This window comes from Pseudomonas grimontii (assembly GCF_007858185.1).
GTDB lineage: Bacteria > Pseudomonadota > Gammaproteobacteria > Pseudomonadales > Pseudomonadaceae > Aquipseudomonas > Aquipseudomonas grimontii.
This window is the reverse complement of sequence record NZ_VFES01000012.1, coordinates 133,379-158,143: the sequence shown is the minus strand read 5'-3', so window position 1 is coordinate 158,143 and position 24,765 is coordinate 133,379. Positions and strand designations below refer to the sequence as shown.

Below are 24,765 nucleotides of genomic sequence, written 5' to 3'. Positions count from 1 at the left end.
TGAAGTTCCTTAAATCAGCCCCAGCGCCTTGAACACAAATGCATATTCGAGCGCTACGTCACGTAATCCCTGGTAACGACCGCTCATCCCACCGTGGCCGGCACCCAGTTCGGTCTTGAGCAACAGCAGGTTGTCGTCCGTCTTGGTGTCGCGCAACTTGGCCACCCACTTGGCCGCCTCCCAGTACTGCACGCGGCTGTCGTTGTAGCCGGCGATCACCAGCGTGGCCGGGTAGGCCTGGGCGCTGACGTTTTCGTATGGCGCGTAGGCCTTGATGCGTTCATACACCTCGGGCTCTTCGGGGTTGCCCCACTCGTCGTACTCGGTGATGGTCAACGGCAGTTCCGGGTCGAGCATGGTGTTGAGCACGTCGACAAACGGCACTTCGGCAATCGCCGCCTGGAACAGCGCCGGACGCTGGTTGAGCACCGCGCCGATCAACAGGCCGCCGGCACTGCCGCCGCTGATGGCCAATTGCTTGGAGGTGGTCACGCCTTTGGCGATCAGGTGCTCGGCACACGCGATAAAATCGCTGAAGGTGTTCTGCTTGTGTTCCTGCTTGCCATTGCGATACCAGGCTTCACCCAGTTCGCCACCGCCGCGCACATGCGCAATGGCGAAGGCCACGCCACGGTCCAGCAGGCTCAGGCGGGCGTGGGAGAACCACGGGTCGAGGCTTTGGCCGTAGGCGCCGTAGCCATACAGGTACAACGGCGTCGGCTTGCCGAGCTGGTCGCGCTTGACCACCAGGCTGATCGGCACCTGGGTGCCATCGGCGGAGGTGGCCCACAGGCGCTGGCTGACGTAGTCGTCGGCATTGAACACGCCGAGTACCGGGGTTTCCTTGAGCACCTGCTGCGCGCCGCTGGCCAGTTCCAGCTGGCGGACCTGGGCCGGGCGGTTCAGGGCTTCATAGCGCAGGCGAATCTTGTCGCTGACGAATTCCAGGCTGTTCTGCACGTAGAGGCTGTAGGCGGCGTCGGGTAACTCCACGCGATAGGCCGGCACGCCTTGGGGGTGCACTTCGATCACCGGCAGGCCGCCGATGCGCAGGCTCAGGGTCATGGCGGTGGTGTTCAGGCTGACGCCATCGAGCATCACCTCGTCGCTGTGGGGGATCAGGTTCTGCCACTCATCCTCGGTCGGCACGTCGCCAATGTCGGTAGCCACAAACAGGGCGTAGTTGATGCCATCACGGTTGCTACGGATAAACCAAGTCCACGCGCCATTCAGTTGGCCGTGGTCGACATCGTATTCATGGTCCTCGACCCGCGGTGCCAGGCAAGTGAAGTCCAGGTGCGGCTGGTTGGCGTCCAGCGCCCAGATTTCGCTGGTGGTCTTGCTGCCCAGGGCCAGCAGCAGCTGGCGCTCGGAGCTGGAGCGGTAGCAATGCAGGAAGAAACGCCCGTCGGGCTCATGGAACACTTCCTGCGCCGCCGTGCCATCCAGGCGGTAGCGATACAGCTTGTGCGGACGGTGGGTGTCGTCCAGCTCGCCGAAGAACAGGGTCAGGCTGTCATTGGCCCAGGTCATGCTGCCGTCGCAGTTCTCGAACGCCAGTTCGCTGACTTTGTCGGTGGCCAATTCCTTCACGAAGAGGGTGTAGATCTCTTCGCCACTGGTGTCGAGGCTGTAGGCCAGGCGCTGGTGGTCGGGGCTGATGCTGAATGTACCGAGGGAAAAAAAGCCGCCGTTGGCCAATACGTTCGGGTCCAGCAACAGTTCTTCGCTGCTGTCGTCCACCTGGTTGCTGTCGTCGGCCGGGCGGCGGCAGCGGTAGTGGCGGGCGTATTCGTCACCGGCGGTGGTGCGCGTGTAATACAGGTACGGGCCCCAGGGGGAGGGCAGGGACAGGTCGGTTTCGAGAATGCGCCCCTTGATCTCCTCGAACAGGGTTTCGCGCAGGGCCTGCTGGTCGGCGAGCTGCGCTTCCTGCCAGGCGTTTTCGGCTTTGAGGTAATCGAGGACGTCGCTGCTGTCACGCTCTTGCAGCCAGGCGTACGGGTCTTGGCCTGGGGCCTTGCGGGCAATCGGGGCGGCAGTGATGTGGGGCGATGACGGCATGGATCACTCTCTGTCTGGCGGAAGGTGGCAGGCATTGCAGCCGCGACACGCAAAAGCCGTTATCATAGCCGCCTGTTTGCCTACCTTGCCATGGACACCATGACCGAGAACGACTATCTGACCGCTTGGGGCCTTTACGCCTTCGCCGCTTTGGGCTGCCTGTTGGTGTGGTGGCGCATGACCCGCTGGATCTGGCGCTGGCTGCGCGAGCCGCTGCAATTGCTGATGGCGGTGCTGTTGTTGAGCCCGACCATCGTCGACCCGGTCAAGACTCAGTTCGCGCCAGCCGTGGCCATTACCGCCCTGGACCTGGTGCTCAAGGTCGGCAATAACGCCTGGCGGGCCATTTCCGATTTGTTCATGTACACCATGATCGCCTTTGGCGTGTACATCGTGTTTGTGCTGATCCGCTGGCCCATCGAGCGCGCCGCCAACGCCCGCCGTGAGCGCAAGGCCGCCACCGATGCCGCCTTGGCCGCCGAGCCTGAGGACGAAGACGACGAGCCTTTCCGCCGTCCTGCACCGGTGAGCGGTATGCGGGTCGAACCGCGCCTTTAACGTTGTCCGCCCTGCAGCGAGAGCCCTGGCATGTGTGAATTATTGGGCATGAGTGCCAACGTCCCCACCGATATCGTGTTCAGCTTCACCGGGCTGATGCAGCGCGGTGGGCGCACCGGCCCCCACCGCGACGGTTGGGGCATCGCTTTCTACGAAGGCCGTGGCCTGCGCCTGTTCCAGGACCCGGCCGCGAGCAGCGAGTCGGAAGTCGCCCTGCTGGTGCAGCGTTACCCGATCAAAAGCGAAGTGGTGATCGGGCATATCCGCCAGGCCAACGTCGGCAAGGTGAGCCTGGCCAACACCCACCCGTTCGTGCGCGAACTGTGGGGCCGCAACTGGTGTTTCGCCCACAACGGCCAACTGGCGGACTTCACCCCCCGCGCCACCTTCTACCGCCCGGTCGGCGATACCGACAGCGAAGCGGCCTTTTGCGATTTGCTCAACCGCGTGCGCGAAGCCTTCCCCGAGCCGGTGGACATCGAACAGATGCTGCCGGACCTGATCGCCGCCTGTGCCGAATACCGCAGCAAAGGCGTGTTCAACTGCCTGCTCAGTGATGGCGATTGGCTGTTTTGCTACTGCTCGACCAAATTGGCGCAGATCACCCGGCGGGCACCGTTTGGCCCCGCGCGCCTGAAAGATGTCGACGTGATCGTCGATTTTCAGGCTGAAACCACGCCTAACGACGTGGTAACGGTGATCGCCACCGAACCGTTGACCGACAACGAAAACTGGACCCGCTACGAACCGGGCCAATGGAGCCTGTGGCGACGCGGTGAATGCGTCAGCCAGGGCGTTACCGAGTAAGGATATCGATTATGTTGCTCAGTTATCTGCGGTTGGTGCTGTTTGCCATTGGCCTGTTGGTTGGCGTGCAAGTGCCGGGGTTTATCAACGACTACGCCAAGCGCGTCGAAGCCCACCTGATCGAGGCCCAGACCGGCCTGAGCGGGTTTGAAACCACTGCGCGGCAGTTCTTCAACGGTGACTTGAAGGCCTTGGTGGCGCATTACCGCGCCAGCGATGACCCGGTGTTCCAGAGCGACGCCAACAGCCTGGGCGCGATGCTTGACCGCCAGGTGGCGTTGGACAAGCAATTCCAGGCCATGCAAGGCCCGTGGTACATCCGCGCCCTGCAAGTGGCGGTGGCCGCCGACCCGGATATTCGCCTGGAGACCTGGAACGGCTACAGCTACCAGATCCTGCTGACCCCCGAAGCCATGGGCTGGGGCCTGGGCGGGGCGATGCTGCTGTCGTTCGGCCTGGAGTGTTTGTTCCGCCTGATCGACTGGGTGGTGCTGGGCGGCAGGCGCCTGCGCCAGAGCCGGCCGATTGAGGAGCGGGACCTGAAAGGTCTCTAAAAACCAACGCAAATCCAATGTGGGAGGGGCGGTGCGACGATTCGACTTGCTCCCGATAGCAGAGTAACAGTCGCTACATCTGGTGACTGATCCACCGCTATCGGGAGCAAGTCGAATCGTCGCACCGCCCCTCCCACAGTTTTAATCGAGTTTCGTCAGGGGGCCAGCACCATCCGCTCTTCGCCGACTTCCTCGGCATAGCGGGCAACCACCTTCTGGCACAACCCCACAATTTCCTCCACCAACTCCACGCCCACGCGCCACGACACCACCACCTGCAGGTTCGGCAGTTTCTGCGCCATCGGCAACATCACCAATTCGCCACGCGCCAGTTCTTCGCTGACCAGCACCGGTGGCAGTGCGCCAATGCCAAAACCATCGCGCAATAACCGGGTAATCGCCGACACCGAGTTCACACAGTTCATCCGTGGCGCGGCCACGCCGTTGGCTTGCATCAGGCTAATGACGTCCTGGTGCGGGTGGGAGTTTTTCGAGTAGGTGATGATGCGCTCCTGGGCCAGTTCGGCGAGGGAGGCGTAGTCGCGGTTGTAGATCGACTGGCTGGCGACGATCCAGGCCATGGGGTGGCTGGCCAGCTCCAGGCTGCGCACGGTTTCCAGGCGCAGCAGGTCGGTTTGCAGGATCAGGTCGAGGAAGCCTTTTTGCAGTTGATCGCTGAGGTTAAGCGCGGTATCGGCGACCAATTCGATTTCCACCAACGGGAAGTGGTCCATCAGTTCCGCCACCAACGGGCTGAGCCAGGTGTGGATCACCGTGTCCATCGCGCCGATACGGATGCGACCGACCTTGCTGCTGGTGGTCTCCAGGGACTGCTTCAGGCCCTGCATGGTCACCATCATTTGCTCGGCATAATCGAGCACCTTCAGGCCTTCCGGGGTCAGGCTCACGCCCCGTGAATCACGCAGAAACAGCTTCACCCCCAGCTCGCTTTCCAGCACGGCGATGCGGCTGGAAATCGAGGCCTGGGTGGTGAACAGCTTCTCGGCGGTCAGGCGGAAGCTCTTGAGCTTGGCCACCCAGACGAAGGTTTCGAGGAACTTCAAATTCATGGGATCAACTTTTTCTTATGCATGGATCGGTTTTTATTAGTTGGACGCCGCACCGGGCAAACGCCAAAAATCGAGCCATTCCACGATAAGCGCCGTTGGGGTGTCAGGACAAGTTGCGAGTTCTGCGTAAAAAATCCCACACTACAAAAAAACAAAGCCTACAGGAGCAACCACCGTGAGCCGTCTGCTATTGAATTGCGACATCGGCGAGAGCTTTGGCAACTGGACCCTGGGTCTGGATGCCGAGGTCATGCCGTTTATCGATTGCGCCAACGTGGCCTGCGGCTTTCATGCCGGCGATCCGAGCATCATGCGCAAGACCGTCAGCCTGGCCCTCAAGCACGGTGTACAGGTAGGCGCACACCCGGCGTACCAGGACCTGCAAGGCTTCGGTCGCCGCTCCATGGCCTACACCCCTCAGGAAATCCAGGACCTGCTGCATTACCAGATCGGCGCACTGGATGGCATCTGTCGTGCCCAGGGCGGGCGTGTCAGTTACGTCAAACCCCACGGCGCGATGTACAACGACATGATGGCCAACCCGGCGCAACTGCGTGCAGTGATCGAGGCCGTGGCCGCGTATGGCGACCTGCCGCTGATGCTGCTGGCGACCCGCGACAACAGCGCGGCCCAGGCATTGGGCGACGAATACGGGGTGATCCTGTGGTTCGAGGCTTTCGCCGACCGTGCCTACGACCCCAACGGCCATCTGGTTTCGCGCCAGTTGCCGGGCGCCGTGCACCATGATCCAGAGGTCATCGTCCAGCAGTCCTTGACCCTTTCCCGTGGCGAACCCCTGACCGCCAGCGATGGCAGCCCGTTGCTATTGCGCGCCAACACCTTGTGCGTGCATGGCGACAATGCCAGCTCGGTCGCCGCCGTAAAGCGTATCCGCGAGGCATTGAAGCCAGCATGAAGCCACGGATTGAAGTGGTGGCCATCGACTGCCTGATGGTGCGTCTGTTTGAGGTAATCGCCGAAGCCAATATGCCGTGGATGCTCGCTGCCACCCAGCGTTTGCGCAGTTGTTTTGGTGCAGCCTTGGTGGATCTGGTGCCGTCCTACACCACCTTGATGGTGCATTACGACCTCACTGCGTTAAGCCCGGCGCAGGCACGGGGTTTGATTGATCAGGCGCTGACCGACCTGCAACCCCAGGCCCGGGGCAGCGGTCAGTGCCATGTGCTGCCGGTGTGGTACGACCTGAGTGTCGGCCCTGAACTGACGTTGCTCGCCCAACGCAGTGGCCTGGCCGTCGACGAGGTGATCCGCCGCCACAGCGCCCACGAATACCAGGTATTCGCCCTCGGCTTCGCCCCCGGTTTTGCCTTTATGGGGCTGGTGGATGAAATCCTCGCCACACCGCGCCTGAGCACCCCACGCAAACGCGTGGCGGCCGGCAGCGTGGGCATCGCCGAGCGGCAAACCGCCGCCTACCCGGTGGTGTCCCCTGGTGGCTGGAACCTCATTGGCCGCACGCCGGCCAAGCTGTTTGACCGCGAGCGCGACGGTTACAGCCTGATGCAGCCTGGCGACACGGTGCGCTTTGAGTCAGTCAGCCACGCCGAATTTATCAATCTGGGTGGCGATGACACGCCGTTGGAGGCGCAGGCATGAGCCGCTTGATCATCGAGGCCAGCACGCCGCTGTGCCTGTTGCAGGACGCCGGCCGTTTTGGCGTGCGCCACCTGGGCGTGACCCAGGGCGGTGCGCTGGATTGGGTGTCGATGTCCTGGGCCAATTGGCTGCTGGACAATGCGCTGGATGCGCCGGTGGTGGAAATCACCCTCGGCGGCTTCACCGTGCAAGCCGAAGAGTATTGCCTGCTGGCCTTGGCCGGTGCGGATCTGGGCGCGTATATCGACGAGCGCGCCATCAGCCCTGGGCGCAGTTTTATCCTGCAAAAGGGCCAGCGCCTGCGCTTTACCCAGCCGTTCAGCGGCGCGCGGGCTTACCTGGCGGCGCCCGGCGGGTTTGATGCACCGCCAGTGCTGGGCAGTTGCGCCACGGTGGTACGTGAGGCACTGGGCGGGCCGGACGGTTTCGGCAAGGCCTTGGCCGAAGGCGGGCGCTTGGCTTATTCCGGTACCGGCGGAGCGATGAAAGTGCTGAGCGCGCAAGCGTTGCCAACCAAGGCGCCGCTGGAGGTGATCGTCGGTGCCCAAATTGGTCTGTTCAGCGGCCAGAGTCTGCTCGATGCCTTCAACACCGACTGGGCCCTGGACAGCCGCGCCGACCGCATGGGCATGCGCTTACTCGGTACGCCGTTGCAGTACCAGGGGCCGTCGCTGATTTCCGAAGGGATTCCGTTGGGTGGCATCCAGGTGCCGCCGGATGGGCAGCCGATTGTGTTGCTCAATGATCGGCAGACCATTGGCGGGTATCCGCGTCTGGGGGCATTGACGCCGTTGGCGCTGGCCCGGCTGGCGCAGTGTTTACCGGGAGAAAAGGTGAGGTTGGCGCCGGTGGTGCAGGAGACGGCGCATCGGCAGCATGTCGAGTATGTGCGCCGATTTACATAACACCGCAATTTAAAATGTGAGAGGGGGCTTGCTCCCGATAGCAGTGTGTCAGTCAACACATCAGTGACTGAACCACCGCCATCGGGAGCAAGCCGAATCGTCGCACCGCCCCTCCCACATGAGATCTCCTGCAGTATGGGGATCGGCGTTTATTTGGAGAGGAAGCGCATCCCTTCCTCAAGCCCGCGCAGGGTCAGCGGGTACATCTGATCCTCCACCAACTCCCGCACAATCCCCGTCGATGCCGTATAACCCCACGTATCCTTGGGATACGGGTTAATCCAGATCAGCTTCTTGTACTTGGCCATGAAGCGCTGCATCCACACATACCCCGGCTCTTCATTCCAATGCTCGACGCTGCCGCCGGCCTGGGTGATTTCATACGGTGCCATCGACGCATCGCCGATAAAGATCACTTTGTAATCGGCACCGTACTTGTGCAGCAGGTCCTGGGTGGAGGTGCGCTCCGAGGTGCGGCGCTGGTTGTTCTTCCACACCGACTCGTACACGAAGTTGTGGAAGTAGAAGTACTCCAGGTGCTTGAACTCGGTCTTGCATGCCGAGAACAGCTCTTCGCAGATCTTCACGTGGGCGTCCATCGAACCGCCGATATCGAACAGCAACAGCAGCTTGATGGTGTTGCGCCGTTCCGGGCGCATCTGGATATTCAGCAGCCCTGCATCGCGGGCGGTGTGGTCGATGGTGCCATCGATGTCCAGCTCTTCGGCCGCACCCTGGCGTGCGAACTTGCGCAGGCGGCGCAGGGCGATCTTGATATTGCGCGTGCCCAGTTCCACCTGGTCGTCGAGGTTCTTGTACTCGCGCTGGTCCCAGACTTTTACCGCCTTGCCCTGGCGTTTGCCGGCGTCGCCGACGCGAATGCCTTCCGGGTTATAGCCACCGGAGCCGAACGGGCTGGTGCCGCCGGTGCCGATCCATTTATTGCCGCCGGCATGACGTTCCTTCTGTTCTTCCAGGCGCTTTTTGAATTCCTCGATCAGCTTGTCCAGGCCTCCAAGGGACTGGATCTGCGCGCGTTCTTCATCGCTCAGCGAGCGTTCGAACTCCTTGCGCAGCCAGTCTTCGGGGATCAGCGCCTGCAGGTGGTCGTCGAGTTTTTCCAAACCGTTGAAATAGGCGCTGAAGGCGCGATCGAATTTGTCGAAATGCCGCTCGTCCTTGACCAGGATCGCCCGGGCCAAGTAGTAAAACTCGTCCATGTCGGCGAAGGTAACGCGCTGTTTCAGCGCGTTGATCAGGTCGAGCAGCTCGCGCACCGACACCGGTACCTTGGCGGCCCGCATTTCATTGAACAGGTTGAGCAACATTAGCGATTACCGCGACGGCTCATGAATGCCAGACGTTCCAGCAGCTGCACGTCTTGCTCGTTCTTGACCAAGGCACCGGCCAGGGGCGGGATGGCCTTGGTGGGGTCGCGCTCGCGCAGCACCGCTTCGCCGATATTGTCGGCCATCAGCAGCTTGAGCCAGTCGACCAGTTCGGAGGTGGATGGTTTTTTCTTCAGGCCCGGCACTTTGCGCACGTCGAAGAACACGTCCAGCGCTTCGCTGACCAAGTCTTTCTTGATGTCCGGGTAGTGCACGTCGACGATTTTTTGCAGGGTGGTGCGGTCGGGGAAGGCGATGTAGTGGAAGAAGCAGCGGCGCAGGAACGCGTCCGGCAGCTCTTTTTCGTTGTTGGAGGTAATGATGATGATCGGGCGCTTCTTGGCTTTGATGGTCTCGTCGATTTCGTAGACGTAGAACTCCATCTTGTCGAGTTCTTGCAGCAGGTCGTTGGGGAACTCGATGTCGGCCTTGTCGATTTCATCGATCAGCAGGATCACCCGCTCCTCGGACTCGAACGCTTCCCAGAGCTTGCCCTTCTTCAGGTAGTTGCGCACGTCGTGCACTTTGTCTACGCCCAGCTGCGAGTCGCGCAGGCGGCTGACCGCGTCGTACTCGTACAGGCCCTGATGGGCCTTGGTGGTGGACTTGATGTGCCAGGTGATCAGCTTGGCGCCGAAGGACTCGGCCAGTTGCTCGGCGAGCATGGTCTTGCCGGTGCCGGGCTCACCCTTGACCAGCAGCGGACGCTCCAGGGTGATGGCAGCGTTGACGGCCAGTTTCAGGTCATCGGTGGCAACGTAGGCCTGGGTGCCTTCGAACTTCATCGGTCATTCCTCGAATTCATCAATGCCCGACTATACCGCGAGCCCCCGGCGACTGTGAACGCATACGGGTTATTCAGTCTCTGAATGACCAATGTGGGAGGGGGCTTGCTCCCGATGACGGATCAGCCAATGAATCTGTTGGCTGAAACATTGTCATCGGGAGCAAGCCCCCTCCCACATTTTAATCTGCGCTGGGCTTGGGCTGTTCATACCGTGCATTGAACGCCTGGATAAAACCATTGCGTAAAATCGCCAAAAAAGCGGAGAACGCGCTGACATCTTGTTGATGCACGCTGCCACTGAGTTCCACGCGGGTGGCGAACTGGTTCTTCGCCTGGTTTTTCAGCACGGTCTCGCTGGCGCCCACCACCGCCTCCCAGATTGAGCGAAAGATGTTCTTGTCCTTGTTCTCGACGTCCTGCTGCCAGTCGAAGACTTCCACATCGCGCAGCAGCGGCTTGATGTAGCCGGTCAATTGGCCTTTTTCCGCCTGGGCTTCGATTACCACATCCCCGGTGCCGGCCTTGAAGTCGAACTTGCCATAGGCCGAGGCGAAATCATTCATGCGCTTGAGCTGCAAGTCCCTGGCGCGAAAGCGAAACTCGAAGTTCTCGAAATTGCTCAGCGGGTCGAAGGTGGCGGTGGCTTCCAGCGGAGCCTGGCCTTGCAGCAGGGCCTTGCCGTCGAAGCGCGCGTCGCGTCGGCCTTTGACGTCGACCACATTGGTCAGGTTGTAGAAGCTGGCGTTGACGTCGGTCGCGTCGATCTTCACCACGGGCTTGGAGCTGAAGTTGTGGAAGGCGATCTTGCCGTTTTCGATGCGCACTTCATCGAGGGTGATGGGGGCCAACTTACTCAACTGCTCGCGCCAGTCGGTGCCCTTACCGGTCTGGGAGGCTTGCTTGTTGGCGCCGCCGTCGACGAAGTTCACTTCGGGGTTGATAAACAGCACTTTGGCCACCACCGCGTGGTCGTACCAAAGAGAATGCCAGCTCACTGCCAGGTCGATCAGCGGCGCCTTGACGAACGGGACGGGCACCTTGCCGTCGACCTTGATGATCTCAAGGCCGTTGATCCGGTACGCGCCACGCCACAGCGCGAGGTCCACGTCGGTCACCTGGCCACGGTAATCGCCCATGTCGGCGAGCTTGTCATTCAGGTAGTTGCGCACCAGATAGGGCAGCGCGATGCTCACGGCGACCAGGACCACCAGCAATCCGGCAACGGTCCATAGTGGCCAGCTGTAGCGACGTTTCATGGGGCAGTTCTCCTTGCAGGTAGGAAATGGACTGCCGGGACACGCGCAACGTTCCTCTGACTGGACGCTTTGCAACACGAGGCATACCCTTGGAACCTTCCTGAAAACCGCCCAATAGGACCCGCCATGAGCCGCATTTTTGCAGACAACGCGCACTCCATCGGTAACACGCCCCTGGTTCAGATCAACCGTATCGCACCGCGTGGCGTGACCATCCTGGCCAAGATCGAAGGGCGTAACCCAGGTTATTCGGTGAAGTGCCGCATTGGCGCAAACATGATCTGGGACGCCGAAGGCACCGGCAAACTCAAGCCGGGCATGACCATCGTGGAACCGACTTCCGGCAATACCGGCATCGGCTTGGCCTTTGTGGCCGCCGCCCGTGGCTACAAGTTGCTGCTGACCATGCCGGCGTCCATGAGCATCGAACGCCGCAAGGTGCTCAAGGCCCTCGGCGCCGAATTGGTCCTGACCGAGCCGGCCAAGGGCATGAAGGGGGCCATCGACAAGGCCGGCGAAATCGTTGCCAGTGATCCGGCCACCTACTTTATGCCGGCCCAGTTCGAAAACCCGGCCAACCCTGCCATCCACGAAAAAACCACCGGCCCGGAAATCTGGAACGACACCGATGGCGCCGTGGACGTGCTGGTCGCAGGCGTGGGCACCGGGGGCACCATCACCGGTGTGTCGCGCTATATCAAGAACACGGCGGGCAAGCCGATCCTGTCGGTAGCCGTCGAGCCAATGGTGTCGCCGGTGATCACCCAGGCCCTGGCCGGTGCAGAGATCAAGCCCAGCCCCCACAAGATCCAGGGCATTGGCGCCGGGTTCGTGCCGAAAAATCTTGACCTGTCGATGGTCGACCGCGTGGAACTGGTGACCGACGAGGAATCCAAGGCCATGGCCCTGCGCCTGATGCAGGAAGAGGGGATCCTGTGCGGTATCTCCTGCGGTGCCGCCATGGCCGTGGCCGTGCGCCTGGCCGAAAAGCCGGAAATGCAGGGCAAGACCATTGTGGTGATCCTGCCGGACTCCGGTGAGCGCTACCTGTCGAGCATGCTGTTCAGCGATTTGTTTACCGAGCAAGAAAACCAGGCTTGATTTATGTCAGCCGGTCAGCCTGGGCCTTCTGCATAATGGCCCAAATGTTTATCATGGCCGGCTGTTACGTCTGGTCTCCCATCGCCGGGAGGCTGTTGGCCAGGCGCTTATTTCCAGGAGTTGCTGCATGACCTTTTCTTTGGCCGCCAAACTGTCGGTGCTGTTGCTGTTTATCGGCAGCACGCTGTATGTGCACTTGCGCGGCAAGGCCCGTTTGCCGATGTTGCGCCAGTTCGTCAACCATTCGGCGCTGTTCGCCCCCTATAACGCCTTGATGTACCTGTTTTCGGCCGTGCCGTCCAAGCCGTACCTGGACCGCAGCAAGTTTCCGGAACTGGACGTGCTCAAGGACAACTGGGAAGTGATCCGCGAAGAGGCCATGCACCTGTTCGACGAGGGTTACATCCGCGCCGCCGAAAAGAACAACGATGCCGGTTTCGGTTCGTTCTTCAAGAAGGGCTGGAAGCGTTTCTACCTCAAGTGGTACGACAAACCCCTGCCATCGGCCGAGGCACTGTGCCCGAAAACCGTGGCCTTGGTGAGCAGCATCCCCAACGTCAAGGGCGCGATGTTCGCGCTGTTGCCGGGCGGCAGCCACCTCAACCCGCACCGTGACCCGTTTGCCGGTTCCCTGCGTTATCACCTGGGCTTGTCCACGCCGAACTCCGACGCTTGCCGCATCTTTGTCGATGGTCAGGAATACGCCTGGCGTGACGGCGACGATGTGATGTTCGATGAAACGTACGTGCACTGGGTGAAGAACGAAACCGAACAGACCCGCGTGATCCTGTTCTGCGACATCGAACGCCCGCTGAGCAATCCTCTGATGACCCGCGTCAATCGCTGGGTCAGCAAGCAACTGGGTCGCGCCACCGCGCCGCAGAACCTGGATGACGAACGCGTCGGCGGCATCAACCAGGCGTATGCCTGGAGCAAGACCTTCAGCGACAAGCTCAGCGGCGTGGTCAAGCAGTGGAAGCGCAAGCATCCCAAGGCTTACCGCATTGCGCGGCCGGTGCTGGCGGTGGTGGTGCTGGTGCTGCTGTGGAAGTGGCTGTTTGGATGAAAACAGCTGCAGGTTTCAAGCTACAAGCTACAAGTTGACACCTCACTTGCAGCTTGAAGCTTGTAACTTAAAGCTCTCCTTTAGGAGCCAATCAACTGCCGCAGCACATAGTGCAAAATCCCCCCCGACTTGAAGTATTCCACTTCATTCAAGGTATCGATCCGGCACAGCACCTCGACCTTCTCGCGGCTGCCATCCTCGCGGGTAATCACCAGTGTCAGGTTCATCCGCGGCACGATCTCCGCGTCCGTGAGCCCGAGAATATCGACCTTCTCCTTGCCCGTAAGCTTGAGCGCCTTGCGGTTCTGATCCAGCTTGAACTGCAGCGGCAGCACGCCCATGCCCACCAGGTTGGAACGGTGAATCCGCTCGAAACTCTCGGCGATCACCGCCTTGACCCCCAGCAGGTTGGTGCCCTTGGCGGCCCAGTCGCGACTGGAGCCGGTGCCGTACTCCTGGCCGGCGATCACCACCAGCGGAGTGCCGGAGGCCTGGTACTTCATGGCCGCATCGTAGATCGGCATTTTCTCGCCGGTAGGGATGTACAGCGTATTGCCGCCTTCCTCGCCGCCGAGCATTTCGTTGCGGATGCGGATGTTGGCGAAGGTGCCGCGCATCATCACTTCATGGTTGCCCCGGCGTGAGCCATAGGAGTTGAAGTCACGCGGCTCCACGCCTTGCTCGCGCAGGTAGTGGCCGGCAGGGCTGTCGGCCTTGATATTGCCGGCGGGGGAGATGTGGTCGGTGGTCACCGAGTCGCCCAGCAGCGCCAGTACGTTGGCGCCCTTGACGTCTTTGATCACCGGCAGAGGCCCGGCAATGTCATCGAAGAACGGCGGGTGCTGGATGTAGGTCGAGTCTTTCTGCCACACGTAGGTCGCGGCCTGCGGTACCTCGATCGCTTGCCACTGTGCGTCGCCGGCGAACACTTCGGCGTATTCCTTGTGGAACATGCCGGTGCTGACTTGCGCTACGGCGTCAGCGATCTCCTGGCTGCTCGGCCAGATGTCCTTCAAATACACCGGATTACCCTGTTGATCGTTACCCAGCGGTTCGCTGCTGATGTCGATGCGTACGGTCCCCGCCAAGGCGTAGGCCACCACCAGCGGCGGTGAGGCCAGCCAGTTGGTTTTCACCAGTGGGTGCACGCGGCCTTCGAAGTTGCGGTTGCCGGACAGCACCGACGCCACGGCGAGGTCGGCCTTCTGGATGGCTTTTTCGATTGGTTCAGGCAGCGGCCCGGAGTTGCCGATGCAGGTGGTGCAGCCATAACCCACGAGGTCGAAGCCAAGTTTATCCAGGTACTGGGTGAGGCCCGCGGCCTTGTAGTAGTCGGTGACCACTTTGGAGCCGGGCGCCAGGGAGGTTTTCACCCAGGGTTTGCGCGTGAGGCCTTTCTCCACGGCCTTTTTCGCTACCAACCCGGCGGCCATCATCACGCTGGGGTTGGACGTGTTGGTGCAGGAGGTGATGGCGGCGATCACCACGGCGCCGTTTTTCAGGCGATAGGTCTGGCCTTCGTATTCATAGTCGGTTTCACCCACCAGGTCGGCGTTGCCCACGGCCACACCGCCGCCGCCTTCACTTTCCAGGCGGCCTTCTTCCTTGTTGGTCGGCTTGAATTGCAGGTCGAGGAAGTCGCTGAACGCCTGGCCGACGTTGGGCAGGGACACGCGGTCCTGTGGGCGTTTTGGCCCAGCGAGGCTGGCTTCGACGCTGCCCATGTCGAGGGCCAGGCTGTCGGTGAACACCGGTTCCTGGCCAGCGTTGCGCCACAGGCCCTGGGCCTTGGTGTAGGCCTCGACCAGCTTCACGGTTGCGGCCGGACGACCGGAGAGGCGCAGGTAGTCCAGTGTCACCTCATCCACCGGGAAAAAGCCGCAGGTGGCGCCGTATTCCGGGGCCATGTTGGCGATGGTCGCGCGGTCCGCCAGGGGCAGGTCGGCCAGACCGTCGCCGTAGAACTCGACGAACTTGCCCACCACGCCTTTCTTGCGCAGCATTTGGGTGACGGTCAGCACCAGGTCGGTGGCGGTAATGCCTTCCTTGAGTTTGCCGGTGAGCTTGAAGCCGATCACTTCCGGGATCAGCATCGACACCGGTTGGCCGAGCATCGCCGCTTCCGCTTCGATCCCGCCCACGCCCCAGCCGAGTACGCCGAGGCCGTTGATCATGGTGGTGTGGGAGTCGGTGCCGACCAGGGTGTCGGGGAACGCGTAGGTGCGGCCGTCCTCGTCCTTGGTCCACACGGTGCGGCCCAGGTATTCAAGGTTGACCTGATGGCAGATGCCGGTGCCCGGCGGTACCACGCTGAAGTTGTCGAAGGCACTCTGGCCCCAGCGCAGGAAGGCGTAGCGTTCGCCGTTGCGCTGCATTTCGATGTCGACGTTCTGCTCGAAGGCGTCGGCGTTGCCGAATTTGTCGACCATCACCGAGTGGTCGATCACCAAGTCCACGGGGGAGAGCGGGTTGATGCGCTGCGGGTCGCCGCCGGCCTTGGCCACGGCGGCGCGCATGGCGGCCAGGTCGACCACGGCGGGTACGCCGGTAAAGTCCTGCATCAGCACACGGGCGGGGCGGTACTGGATCTCGCGGTCGGACTGGCGCTCTTTGAGCCAGGCGGCAATCGCCTTGAGGTCGGCGCCGGTGACGGTCTTGTTGTCTTCCCAGCGCAGCAGGTTCTCCAGCAGCACCTTGAGGGACATCGGCAGCTTATCCAGGTCACCCAGGCTCTTGGCGGCCTCGGGCAGGCTGAAATAGTGGTAGGTCTTGTCGTCGATTTCTAAAGTTTTAAGGGTTCTCAGGCTATCAAGGGATGACATTACATGACTCCTTATGGTCCGCACGGCTACGGACCTGACGGGACGAACAGAGCGTTCAAACTAGCGCTGTTTTCAGTAGCTGGCTAATTACTGGACTCTATGGACAGAACCAAGGTTCCGAACTCGGCTATCATGCGCGCGTTTTCATGACAGGCATTGCGATAGCGCAACGTCAGTTGAGTCACCAGGAGAGTCGATGAACACCCTTTTTATGCACTGCCGCCCGGGGTTTGAGGGCGAAGTCTGTTCCGAGATCGCGGAACACGCCGCGCGCCTGAACGTTTCCGGCTACGCCAAGGCCAAGACGGGCAGCGCCTGCGCCGAATTTGTCTGCACCGAAGAAGACGGCGCTCAGCGCCTGATGCACGGCCAGCGCTTTGCCGAGCTGATCTTCCCGCGGCAGTGGGCGCGCGGGGTGTTTATCGACCTGCCGGAAACCGATCGTATCAGCGTGATCCTCGCTCACCTGCGTGAGTTCCCGGTGTGCGGCAGCCTGTGGCTGGAGATGGTCGACACCAATGACGGCAAGGAACTCTCGAACTTCTGCAAGAAATTCGAAGTGCACCTGCGCAAAGCCTTGTTGAACGCCGGCAAGCTGGTGGACGACCCGAGCAAGCCGCGCCTGCTGTTGACCTTCAAAAGCGGCCGCGAAGTGTTCATGGGCCTGGCCGAGTCGAATAACTCGGCGATGTGGCCGATGGGCATCCCACGCCTGAAATTCCCTCGGGACGCGCCCAGCCGCTCGACCCTGAAGCTGGAAGAGGCCTGGCACCACTTTATCCCCCGCGATCAGTGGGATGAGCGCCTGCATGGCGACATGACCGGCGTCGATCTGGGCGCGGCCCCTGGTGGCTGGACCTGGCAGTTGGTCAACCGTGGCATGCTGGTGACCGCCATCGACAACGGCCCCATGGCCGAAAGCCTGATGGACACCGGCCTGGTGCAGCACCTGATGGCCGACGGCTTTACCTTCGTGCCCAAGCAGCCGGTGGACTGGATGGTGTGCGACATCGTCGAAAAGCCGGCGCGCAACGCGGCGCTGCTGGAAACCTGGATCGGCGAAGGGTACTGCCGCGAGGCGGTGGTGAACCTGAAGCTGCCGATGAAACAGCGTTACGCCGAGGTCAAGCGCCTGCTGGAACGTATCGAAGACGGTTTCAAGGCGCGCGGCATTCGGGTGGAGATCGGCTGCAAGCAGCTGTATCACGACCGTGAAGAAGTGACCTGCCACCTGCGTCGGCTGGTGGATGTGAAGAAAACCAAGGCCCGCTAAACTGGGCGCCGGTTTCAGGAGTAGACAATGAGCGATATTTTCGACACCGCCGTTGACGGCACCCTCGACGCAACGGGCCTCAACTGCCCTGAGCCGGTGATGATGCTGCACCAGCACATCCGCGACCTGCCGCCCGGCGGCTTGCTCAAGGTGATCGCGACCGACCCGTCAACGCGCCGCGATATTCCCAAGTTCTGCGTGTTCCTTGACCATGAACTGGTGGATCAGCAGGAGCAGGCCGGTACGTACTTGTACTGGATCCGCAAAAAGGCCGATTAACCCCGCGCCTTCTCCAGGCGAATGCGCCGGCGTGCACTGCGCGCCAGGCGCACCAGCAGCATCCCCGCCGCACAGCTCAACCCCACGATCAGCCCTTGCCACAAACCGCTCGGGCCGCTGGGTTCGCCCAGCCAGTGGGTCAGCCCCAGGGCGTAACCCACCGGCAGCCCCACGCCCCAATAGGCAAACAGGGTCAGCACCATGGTCACGCGGGTGTCCTGGTAGCCACGCAGGGCGCCGGCGGCGGTGACCTGGATCGAGTCACTGAACTGGAACAGCGCTGAAAACACGATCAGCGTCGATGCCAGGTGGATGACGATGGGGTCCGGGGTGTAGATCGCCGCAATCTGCTCGCGAAACACCAGCATCAGGCTGCAGGACAGGCAGGCGTACGCCAGCGCCGTGCCCATGCCGACCCCGGCGGCGAAGCGTGCTTCACGCGCCTCGCCACGCCCCAGGGCCTGGCCGACGCGCACGGTGACGGCCATGCTCAGGGAGTAGGGAATCATGAACACCAGTGAGCTGACGTTCAGCGCGATCTGGTGCCCCGACACAACGGTGGCGCCCAGGCTGCCGAGCAGCAGGGCGATGACGGCAAAGATGCTCGATTCGGCAAAGATCGCGATGCCGATCGGTAGGCCAATCCCCAAGACGCGCTTGATCACCGACCACTGTGGCCAGTCGAAGCGCTTGAACAGTTCACTGCTTTGGTAGGCCGCCCCCCAGCGGGTCCAGGCGGCCATGCCGAGCATCATCACCCACATCGCAATCGCCGTGGCCCAGCCGCAGCCCACGCCGCCCATGGCCGGTAAGCCCAGGTGGCCGTAGATGAAGATGTAGTTCAGCGGGACATTCAGCGCCAGCCCGCACAGGCCCATGGCCATGCTGGGCAGGGTGCGGCCCAGGCCGTCGCTGAAACAGCGCAGCACGTAATACAGGGCAACGGCCGGCATCCCTGCGGCGATGCCATGCAGGTAGCCCATGGTGGGGGCGATAAGCTCGGGTTCAACCTTCATCGCATGCAGGATCGGCTCGGCGCAGAGCAGCAGCAGCGAGCCGATGATGCCGACCACCACGGCCAGCCACAGTGACTGACGCACCAACGGCCCGATTTCGCCGTAGTGGCCCGCACCGTAGCGTTGGGCGACTTTCGGCGTGGTGGCCAGCAACGTACCGGTCATCAGCAGGTACACCGGAATCCAGATCGAGTTGCCCAGGCCCACCGCCGCCAGGTCCTGGGGACTGACGCGGCCGGCCATCACCGCATCGACAAAACTCATGAAGGTGGTTGCCAGTTGGCCGATCATGATCGGCAGCGCGAGTGTCATCAGGCCGCCCACTTCCCGGCTGATGCGGGCGGGGCGGGTAAGGGGGGCAGTGGCAGTGTTCACGTACGGGTGTCCAGTAGAGAAGGGCGCAAGGCCGGCGGATTCTACGCCTTGACGCAACAGTCAGGAAAAAACCTGTGTTAGCGATTTGTAAGCGACCTGCCAGGCTATCGCCCCTCCCACATTGGTGACCGCATCCCTGTACACTGCTGATCCGCCAAAGGAGCCTGCCATGCTGATTGTTGCCGACGAAAATATCCCGCTGCTCGATGAGTTCTTCCAAGGATTTGGCGAGATTCGCCGAGTGTCCGGCCGTTCCATCGACCGCGCGACGGTTGAACAGGCCGATGTACTGCTGGTGCGCTCGGTGACCAACGTCAACCGCGCCCTGCTGGACGGCACGAAGGTGCGTTTTGTCGGCACCTGCACCATCGGCACCGACCACCTCGACCTCGAGTACTTCAAGCAGGCCGGTATCCAGTGGTCCAGCGCTCCCGGCTGCAATGCCCGTGGCGTGGTGGACTATGTGCTGGGCAGCCTGCAAACCCTGGCCGAGATCGAAGGCGCCGACCTCAATCAGCGCACCTATGGCGTGGTCGGCGCCGGTGAAGTGGGCGGGCGACTGATCGAAGTGCTCAAGGGCCTGGGCTGGAAGGTGCTGGTGTGCGACCCGCCGCGACAGATCGCCGAAGACGGCGATTACGTCAGCCTCGAGCAGATCATCGAGCAATGCGATGTGATCAGCCTGCACACGCCGTTGACCAAATCCGGCAATGGTTCCACCTGGCATCTGTTTGATCGCGACCGCCTCAGCCGCCTCAATCCCGGTACCTGGCTGATCAATGCCAGCCGTGGCCCGGTGGTCGACAACGCCGCCCTGCGCGACGTGCTGCTTGCGCGCGAAGACCTGCAAGCGGTGCTGGACGTGTGGGAAGGCGAGCCCGAGGTGGACGTCGACCTGGCCGACCTGTGTGTGTTGGCCACCCCGCATATCGCCGGCTACAGCCTTGACGGCAAGCAGCGCGGTACGGCGCAGATCTATCAGGCGTTCTGCGCGCACCTGGGCCAGGAACAGAGCATTCAGCTGAGTGACTTGTTGCCGCAACCGTGGCTGGCCGAGGTGCACTTGAACGCCTCGACCGACCCGGCCTGGGCGCTGGCGACGTTGTGCCGCAGCGTGTACGACCCGCGCCGTGATGATGCGGATTTCCGCCGCAGCCTGGTGGGCAGCGTCGAAGAACAACGCAAGGCGTTCGACCTGCTGCGCAAGCATTATCCGGAGCGTCGTGAAATCGATGGCTTGAAGGTGCGCATTGTGAACGGGGAGTCGGCGGTGTTGGCGAGCATCGTGTCCGCATTGGGCGCGGCAACCGTTTAAACACCGAATAAAAAACCCGGCCACCTGGGCCGGGTTTGAAAGAGCGTGGGCCCTTCAGCCTTGCTGGGCAGGCTTGACCAGTCGCTGTTCCAGCTCGCGGCACGCTTGCTGGATCATCTCTTCGGTAATCTGCACTTCGCGGCCCTGTGCGTCGATCACGGAGCAAGGCAAGTGCTGCGGTTGGCGGATTACTTCAATCTTGGCATCGCTGCTATTTTGCAAGGTCATGGCCTGTCTCCTCATCAGGTTGTGTACCTACTGTATAACCCCCGAGTGACCGCGCTGTTACAACTCCTTACGAGATCACCGGTTCGAACGTCCAGTCCACCAGAAACCGTTACGGATTTCCAGCCGGGCGTTAGACCGATAGCCTCTAGGGGTCAGCATCGGTGGGCATAATTAACCTGACTCATTGTTATTCGCCCAAGTTCCCCCCATGTAAGCAGGGTCAGGTACCAACCCTTTCCGATCAGGTGATGCCCCTCATGTTCTCAGTCCGTCAACGCCGCGCGATTCGCCTGGCCAGTCGCTTTATCGCGCCCTATCGCTGGCAGGCACTGGGTGCTTTGGTGGCGCTGATCGTCACCGCCGGCATCACCTTGTCGATGGGCCAGGGCATTCGCCTGCTGGTGGACCAGGGCTTCATGACCCAGTCGCCGCACCTGCTCAACCAGTCCATCGGCCTGTTCATGGTGTTGGTGCTGGGCTTGGCCGTGGGCACGTTTGCGCGGTTTTACCTGGTGTCGTGGATCGGTGAACGGGTGGTGGCGGACATTCGCCGGCAGGTTTTCAACCACCTGATCTACCTGCACCCGGGTTTCTACGAGAACAATCGCAGTTCGGAAATCCAATCACGGCTGACCACCGACACCACCTTGCTGCAATCGGTGATCGGCTCGTCGCTGTCGCTGTTCCTGCGCAATGCCTTGATGGTGATCGGCGGCATCGTGCTGTTATTCATCACCAACCCCAAGCTCACCAGCATCGTGGTGGTGGCGCTGCCGCTGGTGTTGGCGCCGATCCTGATCTTCGGCCGCCGCGTACGCAGTTTGTCGCGCCAGAGCCAGGACCGTATTGCCGATGTAGGCAGCTACGTGTCCGAGACCCTCGGCCAGATCAAGACCGTGCAAGCCTATAACCACCAGGTGCAGGACGAGCAGCGCTTTGCCGTAACCGTTGAAGAGGCCTTCACCACTGCACGCAAACGCATCGCCCAGCGTGCCTGGTTGATCACCCTGGTGATCATGCTGGTGCTGGGGGCTGTGGGCGTGATGCTCTGGGTCGGAGGCATGGACGTGATCAGCGGGCGCATTTCCGGCGGCGAGTTGGCCGCGTTTGTGTTCTACAGCCTGATCGTCGGCAGCGCCGTCGGTACCCTGAGCGAAGTCCTCGGTGAACTGCAACGTGCCGCCGGTGCCGCGGAGCGCATTGGTGAACTGTTGCAGTCGAGCAACGATATTCAGGCGCCGGCCACGGGCAGCGTGCAGTTGCCGGCGCGCGTCAGCGGTCGCATGGAGCTGCAGAACCTGCGCTTTTCCTACCCTTCACGGCCGGACAGCTATGCCATCGACGGCTTGAGCCTGACCATCAACGCCGGCGAAACCCTGGCGCTGGTGGGCCCGTCCGGCGCGGGCAAGTCGACGATTTTCGACCTGTTGCTGCGCTTCTACGACCCCCAGCAAGGCCGCATCCTGCTTGAAGGCCAGGCGTTGACCGATCTTGATCCGCTGGACCTGCGTCGCCACTTCGCCCTGGTGTCCCAGAGCCCGGCGCTGTTTTTCGGCAGCGTCGAGGAGAACATCCGTTACGGCAACCCAACGGCCACTCGCGAGCAAGTCGAAGCCGCCGCCCGCATCGCCCACGCCCACGATTTCATCCTGCAAATGCCCGACGGCTACCAGACCCACCTCGGCGACGGCGGCATGGGCCTCTCCGGCGGCCAACGCCAACGCCTGGCGATTGCCCGTGCGTTGCTGGTAGACGCGCCGATCCTGCTGTTGGACGAGGCTACCAGCGCCCTGGATGCCCAGAGTGAACACCTGATCCAGCAAGCGTTGCCGCAGTTGATGCAAGGGCGCACCACGCTCGTCATCGCCCACCGTTTGGCGACCGTAAAGCATGCGGACCGGATTGCGGTAATGGACCAGGGCAAGCTGGTGGCGGTGGGCACGCACCAGCAGTTGATTGCGAGCAACCCGCTGTATGCGCGGTTGGCGGCGTTGCAGTTCAGCGACGCCGCAGAGGTTGCAAAAAACCAGGCCTAGCACGATCTATGTGGCGAGCGGGCTTGTTGTGGCGAGCGGGCTTGCCCCGCGTTGGGCTGCGTAGCAGCCCCCCAAAAACTATCAGTTGCACCGCAACGACTGGCTCAGGAACGCTTCGCACTCCAACGCGGGGCAAGCCCGCTCGCCACAGGGATGTGGTGCGTCATTGGTCGTCAAAATACCGCTCATGCCAATCCACTAGTGGCTGTGGCGAGTTGAGCTTCTGCCCGTAGATCACCGAATAAGACAGCACGTTCTGCACATACTGGCGGGTTTCGTCGAACGGGATGCTTTCCACCCACACGTCGAAGCTCAGGTGGTCGGCGCCGCGCAGCCATTGGCGCACGCGGCCGGGGCCGGCGTTGTAGGCGGCGGAGGCGAGAACGCGGTTGCCATTGAACTGGCTGTGCACCTGGCTCAGGTAAGCGGCGCCGAGCTGGATGTTTTTGTCCGGGTCCAGCACCTGGGCCGGTGAGGCCAGGGGGATGCTGAACTTGCGTGCGGTGTCCTTGGCGGTGCCGGGCATCAGTTGCATCAGGCCGCTGGCGCCGACGCCGGAGCGGGCGTCGTCCATGAAGGCACTTTCCTGGCGGGTGATTGCGAATACCCAGCTGGAATGCAGGCCACGCACCTTGGCTTCGCGCACCAGGGTGTCGCGGTGGGCCATCGGGAAACGGATGTCCAGGTCATCCCAGTACTGCGCCTGGCTTATGGTGCGGATCGCCGGGAAGTACCATTTCATGTCGTAGGCCAGCTTGGCCTGGGCGACCATTTCGTCACGGTTGAAGTGACGGCTGACGTGGTACCACTCGCGGCGACCATCCACCACTTGGCCACGCGCATAAAACTCAAGGGCACGCCGCACGCCGGGGGTGTTACGCACCTTGTTGACCAGCGCCTGGCTCATTACCAGCGGCTTGTTGTTCAACTGGTACGGCGCTTTGGAGCGATCTGCGGCGAGGAAACCGTAGAAATCACGCTCTCGTGACAGGTTTTTGTACAGTACCAGGGCTTGCGGGTTTTTCGGCTCGGCCAGTTCCAGGCTGCGGGCCTGCCAGTAGCGCCAGCGGTTGGTGGTGGCCAAATCCTGCGGGAGTTTTCGCGTCAGTTGGTAGGCATCTTCCCAGCGGGCCAGGCGCAACAGCAGGCGCAGGCGCCATTCGGACACAGTGTTGTCGCGCAACTCGGGGTCGTATTTGGTCATCACCTCAAGTGCGCGCGGGTCGAAGCGCTTGGCCAGGGTCAGGCCGATTTCACGGGCGATTGCCACTTTTTCGTCACGGGAGAAGTGCATGCTGCTGGCATAACCGTCGAGCAGGGCCATGGCTTTGTCCGGATCCTGGCGTGCCAGACGGCGCAGGCCCAGGCCGACGGCGTCAGACATCGCCTCGGTGGCCGGCAGGAAGCGCGACGGGTCGCTGAGCATGTCGGGCTTTTGCGCCACGTCCACCATCAAACGACCCTGGGCACTCAACGTCGGCAGGGTTTTTACCAGGCTGTTGGCCAGCGCGTAGTTGCGTGCTTCGGCGGCGAGTTTGGTGCGGTCCCAGATTTTTTGTTCGGTGAGTTGGCCGTCGGCCGCCCATTGGCCGAAGGTGGCATCACAGGCGGTCGGCTGGGATTTGCCGGTCATCCAGAGTTTTTCGGCGGTCTTGTAGCCTTCAGCTTTCAAGTTGTGGGTCAGCTGGAACTGGCCATGCAGGCAGTCCAGCTCGACGAAATTGAGCTTGGGGTCGTAGTACTTTTCAAAGGTCTGCCAGTCGCCACGGTCGGCCAACCAGCGTAACCAACGCAGTTTCATCCAGTTGGCCTGGGGCAGGTCGCCGTTTTTGGCGAGGAATTGTTCGATTTCCTCGTTGCTGGCGGTCTTCAACCGGGCGGTCAGTTCGTCGTAGGCCAGGTAGGGCGTCAGCGGGTAGTCGGCCAGGGCCTGGCTGTATTGCATGTAGGGGCCTGTATCGCCCTTGGCCAGGGCGCGTTTGGCTTCATCGTAATATTGACGTTGGGTGGTGAGGTCCACGGCCTGGGCGGATTGAGCGGCGGTGGCAGAAAGAAGCAGACAAGATAAAAAGTTGAAAAGGCGACTGCGCATGAGACGTCCGTGCAGAGAAATCACGACTAGCACCGGCACCGCCGACACTGATTGCCCCTAGCTTAGCCTTTTGCCAGCGGCCGGCGAAAGCTTTGCCAGTGGGTTCGTTCAAGTTCGCCGGAAATGTCCTACAGAACGTGTCGGCAGCGAAAATGC

At 61.9% G+C, this 24,765-nt stretch carries 21 protein-coding genes; 12 read left to right on the top strand and 9 right to left on the bottom strand.

Translation table 11 applies throughout. The features are described 5' to 3' along the window. Positions 1-9: 9 nt before the first annotated feature. Entirely contained in the window at positions 10-2,064 is a 2,055-nt protein-coding gene (locus FIV39_RS19465) for a S9 family peptidase (protein ID WP_090407823.1), read from the bottom strand. A 24-nt stretch (positions 2,065-2,088) separates the two neighbouring features. Between FIV39_RS19465 and FIV39_RS19460 the strand changes: the two genes are divergently transcribed. Genes FIV39_RS19460 through FIV39_RS19450 form a run of 3 tightly spaced genes read left to right on the top strand, consistent with a single transcriptional unit; the run spans position 2,089 to position 3,983 of the window. After that, complete coding sequence (locus FIV39_RS19460; RefSeq protein ID WP_090407821.1) at positions 2,089-2,622, top strand: MFS transporter; 534 nt, start codon at positions 2,089-2,091, stop codon at positions 2,620-2,622. 30 nt (positions 2,623-2,652) lie between these two features. Beyond that, positions 2,653-3,429 carry a class II glutamine amidotransferase gene (locus FIV39_RS19455; RefSeq protein ID WP_053136626.1) on the top strand — a complete coding sequence of 259 codons (777 nt, stop codon included), beginning with the start codon at positions 2,653-2,655 and terminating at the stop codon, positions 3,427-3,429. An 11-nt stretch (positions 3,430-3,440) separates the two neighbouring features. After that, a complete protein-coding gene (locus FIV39_RS19450) occupies positions 3,441-3,983 on the top strand; it encodes a DUF2937 family protein (RefSeq protein WP_090407818.1) in 543 nt (180 codons plus the stop codon). A 155-nt stretch (positions 3,984-4,138) separates the two neighbouring features. Here the strand turns inward: FIV39_RS19450 and FIV39_RS19445 are convergent, their stop codons facing one another. After that, positions 4,139-5,053 (bottom strand): LysR family transcriptional regulator, encoded by a 915-nt coding sequence (locus FIV39_RS19445; RefSeq protein ID WP_090407815.1) that lies wholly within the window; start codon positions 5,051-5,053, stop codon positions 4,139-4,141. Positions 5,054-5,228: 175 nt separating this feature from the next. Between FIV39_RS19445 and FIV39_RS19440 the strand changes: the two genes are divergently transcribed. The 3 genes from FIV39_RS19440 to FIV39_RS19430 are packed head-to-tail and all read left to right on the top strand — an operon-like array spanning position 5,229 to position 7,575. After that, positions 5,229-5,969, top strand: a complete 741-nt coding sequence (locus tag FIV39_RS19440) for a 5-oxoprolinase subunit PxpA (protein WP_090407814.1) — start codon at positions 5,229-5,231, stop codon at positions 5,967-5,969. Then, on the top strand, positions 5,966-6,670 hold the full coding sequence (gene pxpB, locus FIV39_RS19435; RefSeq protein WP_090407811.1) for a 5-oxoprolinase subunit PxpB: 705 nt from the start codon (positions 5,966-5,968) through the stop codon (positions 6,668-6,670). Before FIV39_RS19440 ends, pxpB begins: the two co-directional genes overlap by 4 nt. Continuing rightward, the gene (locus FIV39_RS19430; RefSeq protein WP_090407807.1) at positions 6,667-7,575 is read left to right on the top strand and encodes a 5-oxoprolinase subunit C family protein; all 909 of its coding nucleotides are present in this window, start codon (positions 6,667-6,669) and stop codon (positions 7,573-7,575) included. The genes pxpB and FIV39_RS19430 overlap by 4 nt, the downstream gene beginning before the upstream one ends. A gap of 149 nt (positions 7,576-7,724) precedes the next feature. Here FIV39_RS19430 and FIV39_RS19425 read toward each other — a convergent pair whose 3' ends face one another. The 3 genes from FIV39_RS19425 to FIV39_RS19415 form a co-directional block, all read right to left on the bottom strand. Beyond that, positions 7,725-8,903, bottom strand: a complete 1,179-nt coding sequence (locus FIV39_RS19425) for a vWA domain-containing protein (RefSeq protein ID WP_017848758.1) — start codon at positions 8,901-8,903, stop codon at positions 7,725-7,727. Further along, positions 8,903-9,748, bottom strand: a complete 846-nt coding sequence (locus tag FIV39_RS19420) for an AAA family ATPase (RefSeq protein WP_003210690.1) — start codon at positions 9,746-9,748, stop codon at positions 8,903-8,905. Before FIV39_RS19420 ends, FIV39_RS19425 begins: the two co-directional genes overlap by 1 nt. Before the next feature lie 181 nt (positions 9,749-9,929). Next, positions 9,930-11,006 carry an AsmA family protein gene (locus tag FIV39_RS19415; RefSeq protein WP_090407805.1) on the bottom strand — a complete coding sequence of 359 codons (1,077 nt, stop codon included), beginning with the start codon at positions 11,004-11,006 and terminating at the stop codon, positions 9,930-9,932. 126 nt (positions 11,007-11,132) lie between these two features. Here FIV39_RS19415 and cysK point away from each other — a divergent pair, with 126 nt between their 5' ends. Both cysK and FIV39_RS19405 read left to right on the top strand, forming a co-directional pair. Next, the gene (cysK, locus tag FIV39_RS19410) at positions 11,133-12,107 is read left to right on the top strand and encodes a cysteine synthase A (RefSeq protein ID WP_027604255.1); all 975 of its coding nucleotides are present in this window, start codon (positions 11,133-11,135) and stop codon (positions 12,105-12,107) included. Positions 12,108-12,234: 127 nt separating this feature from the next. Continuing rightward, positions 12,235-13,173 carry an aspartyl/asparaginyl beta-hydroxylase domain-containing protein gene (locus tag FIV39_RS19405; RefSeq protein ID WP_090407802.1) on the top strand — a complete coding sequence of 313 codons (939 nt, stop codon included), beginning with the start codon at positions 12,235-12,237 and terminating at the stop codon, positions 13,171-13,173. Between the two features lie 80 nt (positions 13,174-13,253). On the opposite strand, the gene acnA is transcribed toward FIV39_RS19405, so the two are convergent. Then, entirely contained in the window at positions 13,254-15,995 is a 2,742-nt protein-coding gene (gene acnA, locus FIV39_RS19400) for an aconitate hydratase AcnA (RefSeq protein ID WP_090407800.1), read from the bottom strand. 196 nt (positions 15,996-16,191) lie between these two features. On the opposite strand from acnA, the gene rlmM reads away from it, so the two are divergent. Both rlmM and tusA read left to right on the top strand, forming a co-directional pair. After that, on the top strand, positions 16,192-17,268 hold the full coding sequence (gene rlmM, locus FIV39_RS19395; protein ID WP_046490414.1) for a 23S rRNA (cytidine(2498)-2'-O)-methyltransferase RlmM: 1,077 nt from the start codon (positions 16,192-16,194) through the stop codon (positions 17,266-17,268). Between the two features lie 27 nt (positions 17,269-17,295). Further along, positions 17,296-17,547, top strand: coding sequence for a sulfurtransferase TusA (gene tusA, locus FIV39_RS19390; protein WP_027604251.1), 252 nt, complete (start codon positions 17,296-17,298; stop codon positions 17,545-17,547). Here tusA and FIV39_RS19385 read toward each other — a convergent pair. After that, positions 17,544-18,938 (bottom strand): MATE family efflux transporter, encoded by a 1,395-nt coding sequence (locus FIV39_RS19385; protein ID WP_090407797.1) that lies wholly within the window; start codon positions 18,936-18,938, stop codon positions 17,544-17,546. The two genes, tusA and FIV39_RS19385, sit on opposite strands and share 4 nt — an antisense overlap. 169 nt (positions 18,939-19,107) lie before the next feature. On the opposite strand from FIV39_RS19385, the gene pdxB reads away from it, so the two are divergent. Continuing rightward, positions 19,108-20,253, top strand: a complete 1,146-nt coding sequence (gene pdxB / locus FIV39_RS19380; protein WP_090407793.1) for a 4-phosphoerythronate dehydrogenase PdxB — start codon at positions 19,108-19,110, stop codon at positions 20,251-20,253. Between the two features lie 54 nt (positions 20,254-20,307). Here pdxB and FIV39_RS33030 read toward each other — a convergent pair whose 3' ends face one another. Continuing rightward, positions 20,308-20,481, bottom strand: a complete 174-nt coding sequence (locus FIV39_RS33030; RefSeq protein WP_027604248.1) for a PA1571 family protein — start codon at positions 20,479-20,481, stop codon at positions 20,308-20,310. 248 nt (positions 20,482-20,729) lie between these two features. On the opposite strand from FIV39_RS33030, the gene FIV39_RS19375 reads away from it, so the two are divergent. After that, the gene (locus FIV39_RS19375) at positions 20,730-22,517 is read left to right on the top strand and encodes an ABC transporter transmembrane domain-containing protein (protein ID WP_167361129.1); all 1,788 of its coding nucleotides are present in this window, start codon (positions 20,730-20,732) and stop codon (positions 22,515-22,517) included. A gap of 163 nt (positions 22,518-22,680) precedes the next feature. On the opposite strand, the gene FIV39_RS19370 is transcribed toward FIV39_RS19375, so the two are convergent. Beyond that, complete coding sequence (locus FIV39_RS19370; protein ID WP_090407786.1) at positions 22,681-24,609, bottom strand: transglycosylase SLT domain-containing protein; 1,929 nt, start codon at positions 24,607-24,609, stop codon at positions 22,681-22,683. Positions 24,610-24,765: the final 156 nt, after the last annotated feature.